The sequence below is a fragment of the Micromonospora sp. M51 genome, from assembly GCF_018070305.1.
GTDB classification, from domain to species: Bacteria; Actinomycetota; Actinomycetes; order Mycobacteriales; family Micromonosporaceae; genus Micromonospora; species Micromonospora parva.
Genome location: NZ_JAGPXZ010000518.1, coordinates 1 through 4,536 on the forward strand (window position 1 = coordinate 1; position 4,536 = coordinate 4,536).

The 4,536-nt window shown below is 72.8% G+C and carries 4 protein-coding genes and 1 pseudogene; 4 read left to right on the forward strand and 1 reads right to left on the reverse strand.

Features of this window, described 5'->3' with window-relative positions:
* The 4 genes from KBX53_RS23500 to KBX53_RS23515 form a co-directional block, all read left to right on the forward strand.
* Positions 1-741 (forward strand): aconitase family protein (locus KBX53_RS23500; protein WP_247676105.1); only part of this gene is annotated, 741 nt, incomplete at its 5' end.
* A 14-nt stretch (positions 742-755) separates the two neighbouring features.
* Complete coding sequence (gene leuD, locus KBX53_RS23505; protein ID WP_030335334.1) at positions 756-1,343, forward strand: 3-isopropylmalate dehydratase small subunit; 588 nt, start codon at positions 756-758, stop codon at positions 1,341-1,343.
* A 172-nt stretch (positions 1,344-1,515) separates the two neighbouring features.
* On the forward strand, positions 1,516-2,184 hold the full coding sequence (locus tag KBX53_RS23510) for an HU family DNA-binding protein (RefSeq protein WP_210861677.1): 669 nt from the start codon (positions 1,516-1,518) through the stop codon (positions 2,182-2,184).
* A gap of 135 nt (positions 2,185-2,319) precedes the next feature.
* On the forward strand, positions 2,320-4,308 hold the full coding sequence (locus KBX53_RS23515; protein ID WP_307857822.1) for an endonuclease/exonuclease/phosphatase family protein: 1,989 nt from the start codon (positions 2,320-2,322) through the stop codon (positions 4,306-4,308).
* A 29-nt stretch (positions 4,309-4,337) separates the two neighbouring features.
* Here KBX53_RS23515 and KBX53_RS23520 read toward each other — a convergent pair.
* Positions 4,338-4,536 (reverse strand): annotated as a pseudogene (locus tag KBX53_RS23520) (NUDIX hydrolase); the annotation flags it as partial.

A 4,536-nucleotide genomic window follows, 5' to 3' on the forward strand; every position in this document is an offset into this window, starting at 1 on the left:
GCCAACATGTCCATCGAGTGGGGCGCCAAGGCCGGCATGATCGCGCCCGACGAGACCACCTTCGCGTACCTCAAGGGTCGCCCGAACGCGCCGCAGGGCGCGGACTGGGACGCGGCGGTGGCGTGGTGGCGGACGCTGCCCACCGACGAGGGGGCGCGCTTCGACGCCGAGGTGACCCTGGACGCCAGCCAGATCACCCCGTTCGTCACCTGGGGCACCAACCCCGGGCAGGGCGCGCCGCTGAGCGCCCCGGTGCCGGACCCGGAGGAGTTCACCACCGACTCGGAGCGCGCCGCCGCCCGCCGGGCCCTGGAGTACATGGACCTGCGCCCCGGCACCCCGCTGCGGGAACTGCCCATCGACGTGGTCTTCGTGGGGTCCTGCACCAACGGTCGCCTGGAGGACCTGCGGGCCGCCGCCGACGTGCTGCGGGGTCACCGGGTCGCCGACGGCGTCCGGATGCTCGTGGTGCCGGGCTCCGCCGCCGTACGCGAGGCAGCCGAGGCCGAGGGGCTGGACAAGGTCTTCGCCGACGCCGGGGCCGAGTGGCGGTTCGCCGGCTGCTCCATGTGTCTCGGCATGAACCCCGACACGCTGAAGCCGGGCGAGCGTTCCGCCTCCACCTCGAACCGCAACTTCGAGGGCCGTCAGGGCCGGGGTGGGCGTACCCACCTGGTCTCCCCGCCGGTGGCCGCCGCCACCGCCGTGGTCGGCCGGCTGGCCGCCCCCGCCGACCTGTAGAAGGGACCGACGAGATGGACAAGTTCACCACCCACACCGGCACCGCCGTGCCGCTGCGCCGGTCCAACGTGGACACCGATCAGATCATCCCCGCCGTGTACCTCAAGCGGGTGACCCGGACCGGATTCGCCGACGGGCTGTTCAGTGCCTGGCGGGAAGATCCGACATTCGTGCTCAACGATGAAAACTATTCCGGGGCGTCGATCCTCATCGCCGGCCCGGAGTTCGGCACCGGGTCCTCCCGGGAGCACGCCGTCTGGGCGCTACGGGACTGGGGCTTCCGCGCCGTGGTGGCCCCGCGCTTCGGTGACATCTTCCGCGGCAACGCCCTCAAGGAAGGTCTGTTGCCGGTCGAGTTGGAATTGAAAGCCGTCGAAGAGTTGTGGGACCTGGTCGAGGAGGATCCGAGCACCCCGGTGACCGTCGACCTGACCGCCCGCCAGCTCCGGGCGGGGGATGCGAGCTGGTCGTTCCCGCTGGACGACTTCAGCCGTTGGCGCCTGCTGGAAGGCCTCGACGACATTGGACTCACCCTCCGGCACGCCGCCGACATCGACTCCTACGAGGCGCGCCGACTGCCGTTCCTGCCCTCCGTGGCATAGCCGTTAGGCCGCTCGCACAGCGGATTTCACCCCCATCGGTCCAACCGGTGGGGGTGAATCCGTTACGACACAAGGGCTTTTTTCTACCGAATGTTTGTGTCCCGGCAGCACAGGGCATACCGTGCGCGCAGAATGGCTCGCGACGAGTCAGTTGCACAATCGGGAGGAAGTCGTGAACAAGGCCGAGCTCATCGAGGCGCTCGCCGTTCGCCTGGGGGACCGGAAGATGGCGACGGCCGCGCTCGACGCGGTCCTCACCGAGGTCCAGGCGGCGGTCACCAAGGGCGAGAAGGTGGCGATCACCGGATTCGGAGCATTTGAAAAGCGTGTGCGTGGCGCACGAACAGCGCGCAACCCGCGTACCGGCGAGGCGGTGAAGGTCAAGAAGACCTCAGTCCCGACCTTCCGCCCCGGCGCCGGGTTCAAGGAGATGGTGGCCAGCGGCAAGGTGCCGAAGGCCACGGTGGCGACGAAGAAGGCCGCCACCAGCACCACCACGGCCAAGGCGGCCGGCGCGAAGGCGACCGGCGCGAAGGCCACGGGCACCAAGGCCACCACGGCCAAGGCGGCCAGCAAGAAGACCGCCGCGGCCAAGGCGACCAAGACCGCCACGGCGACCAAGACGGCCGCCAGCAAGAAGACCGCCCCGGCCAAGGCGAGCAAGAGCACCACGGCGACCAAGACGGCCGCCAGCAAGAAGACCACCGCGGCGAAGAAGACCACCGCGGCGACCCGGTCGACCGCGGCGAAGAAGACCACCGCGGCGGCGAGCAAGAGCACGGCGGCCAAGAAGGCCCCCGCGAAGAAGGCCCCGGCCAAGAAGGCGGCCAGCAAGCGCTGACCGACCCGCTCCGAAAGGGCGTCCACCAGTGGGTGGGCGCCCTTTCGGCGTGCCGGGGCCGGCTTCACGCGTACGGGGCCGGCTTCGCGCGTACGGGGACCGTTGACCCGGTTGGCCCGCTCGCGCAGAATCGCCGTGCCGGCCCCCTCCGCCGGCCCGTCGACGGGAAGTGGGGCGCCGGTGCGCTACCGCCAGCTCACCACCGGAACGCTCGCGCTGGGCGTGCTCCTCCTCATCGACGTGCTGCGGGTCTGGCTGCCCGGCATCATCACCATCTTCGGTCAGGCGGCGTCCACCCCCGCCGAGCTGATGGGGGCGTTCGCCCTCGGCTGGTTCGTGCTCGCGCTGGGCGCACCCGCGATGGTCCGCCGAGTCGGCGCCCGCCCGGTCACTGTCGTCGCCGCCGTCGCGCTCGCCGTCGCCCGGCTCACCCTCACCGCCGCCCCCGGTGGGCGTACCCAGCTCTGGGTGGCCACCGCCGGGTTGCTCGCCGGCCTGGTCTGGCTGGTCGCCGTCGCCGCCGACACCGTTCGACCGGTCCCGGGCCTGGCGTTGGGGTTCGCTGTCAACGCGGCGGTGCACGCGGTGCTCGACACCGTCGACCTGGTCTGGCGGGGCGACTGGGTGGCCTGGCTGCTCAGCGTCGTCGCGGTGACGGTGTTCCTGGTCGGCACGGCGCAACCGGGCCAGCGCGGCGGCACCGATGCCGCCCGTACCGGCACCGTTGACGGCCCTGACGGTCCCGCTGACGCCCGTGGGGGCCCCGGTGGTGGCCGGGCCTGGCTGGTGGCCGGGCCCGCGCTGCTACTGGCCGCGATGGTGGCGCTCTCCCCGGCGCTGGCCCGGACCGGGATGTCGTACCTGGTCGGGGACGGGGTGGCCCGTTCGCCGTTGTTCGGCCTGGCGCCGGTGCCGGTGGCGGTCGCCGGGTTCCTGGGCGCCGCGTTGACCCGCCCGCCACGAGGGTGGGGCCGGGCGTACGGTCCGGCGACGCTGCTCACCGGCGCGGTGCTGTTCGCCCTCGACCGGGGTGACCTGCTCCTGCCGGCCATCCTCCTCGCCGCGGTCGGTCTCGGTGCGTGCCTCGCCCTGACCGACGACAGCACCGACGACACCACCGACGCCGCGGACGCCAGCGCCTCCCGCCGGGGGTACGCGGTAGCCGCCGGCATGCTCGTCTTCGCGCTCGGGGCGGTCGGCTACTACTCGGCCTACGACCTGGGCTACCCCAACGCCGCGGTGCCAGTGGTGGTGGCCGTGCTGATCGCCGCCGTGGCGTTCACCGCCCGTCCCGTCGCCCACCGGCTTCCCGGCCCGTTCCCGCCGTTGCGGACCACCGCCGCTGTCACCTCGCTGGCACTGCTGGCACCCGTGCTCGCCGACGAGGTGCCGGTGGCCAGCAACCGGGACGGCCCGCCGCAACGGTTGACGGTGGTGGCGTACAACATCCGGATGGGTTTCGGGCTCGACGGCCGGTTCGACCTGACCGGCCTCGCCGAGGTCGTCGACCGGCAACGGCCCGATGTGGTGCTGCTCAGCGAGGTGGACCGGGCGTGGCTGCTCAACGGCGGGCACGACACCCTGGACCTGCTGGCCGACCGGCTCGGGATGCCGTACGTCTTCGGGCCGGCCGCCGACCCGGTCTGGGGTGACGCGGTACTCAGCCGTTGGCCGGTGCGCGATCCGCGCAGCCTGCCGCTGGCCGCCGTCGGCGCGCCCACCGGAGCGCAGGCCCTCGCGGTCACGTTGGACCTCGGCGACGGTGTCCGTACCGCGGTGGTCAGCACCCACCTGCAACCGCCGCCGGACACCGGACCGGTGGTCCAGGCCCGCGCGGTCGCCGACTTCGCCATCCGGTACGCGGCCGGTCGGCCCTTGGTGGTGGGAGGCGACCTGAACACCGAGCCGGGCGACGAGGCGTTCACGGAGTTCACCAGGGCGGGCCTGGTCGACGCGTTGGCCACCGCCCGACCGTTGGCGACCAGCCCGGCGGACGACCCGCGTCAGCAGATCGACCACATCTTCGTCTCGCCCCAGCTGACCCCCGCTGATCCGGTCGCGCCGCGCAGCACGGCCAGCGACCACCTGCCGGTCGCGGTGACGGTGACCCTGCCGCCCCGCTGACCGGGGCCGGGCCCGGGCGAACGCAGGCCCTACAGGCGGTCGGTGGCCAGCAGCCGGTCGCCGGCGAAGGCGAGCAGCCAGCCGCCGCCCTTCGGCGTGGCGAAGTCCTCATCGGTACGGCCGGTCAGCCGCTCCAGGGCACCGGGCAGGACCTTGCCCTGACTGCACACCACCGCCTGCCCACCGGTGCCCGCCAACTCCAGCAGCCGGGCGGCGGTGGCCAGGATC

Coding starts and splice junctions, on each gene's coding strand:
- leuD (WP_030335334.1), top strand. CDS start 756: ATGGACAAGTTCACCACCCACACCGGCACCGCCGTGCCGCTGCGCCGG.